We start from the raw sequence: 537 nt of genomic DNA on the forward strand, positions 1-537 counted from the left end.
TATCTGCCCGATGTGTTCGGCCTCGATCTCATCCCCCGGCTGCGGACCGCCGGACACGAATGCGACGTCATGGTCGTCAGCGCCGCGCGCGAGGCGGACGCGGTGCGCGGCGCGGTGCGGCACGGTGTCGTCGACTACCTGCTCAAGCCCTTCGACTTCGAGGACCTGCGGGGCAGGCTGGAGCGCTACGCGGTCCAGCGGGGGATGCTGCGGGACACCGTGGTGCGGGGGCAGGACGACGTCGACCGGGTGCTGGCGGGGGCGGCGATGCCCGTACCGTCCGCGCTGCCCAGGCCGCACAGGCTGCCCAAGGGGATGAGTGCGGAGACCGCCGGGCTGGTGGAGCGGACGCTGCGGGAGGCGGAGGGGAGTCTGTCGGCGAGCGAGTGCGCGCGGCTGACCGGTGTCTCGCGGGTCAGTGCGCGGCGGTACCTGGAGTACTTCCACGCCGTGGGGGCGGCGGAGGTGTCGTTGCGGTACGGGGCGACCGGGCGGCCTGAGCGGCGGTACCGCTTCGTGGGGGCGGGGCGAGGGGTT

The 537-nt window shown here is 73.7% G+C and carries 1 protein-coding gene; it reads left to right on the plus strand.

Features of this window, described 5'->3' with window-relative positions:
- A partial coding sequence (locus IE258_RS40935) for a response regulator (RefSeq protein WP_189750857.1) occupies positions 1-537 on the plus strand: 537 nt, incomplete at both ends.

It is taken from the genome of Streptomyces tendae, assembly GCF_014650435.1.
GTDB classification, from domain to species: Bacteria; Actinomycetota; Actinomycetes; order Streptomycetales; family Streptomycetaceae; genus Streptomyces; species Streptomyces tendae.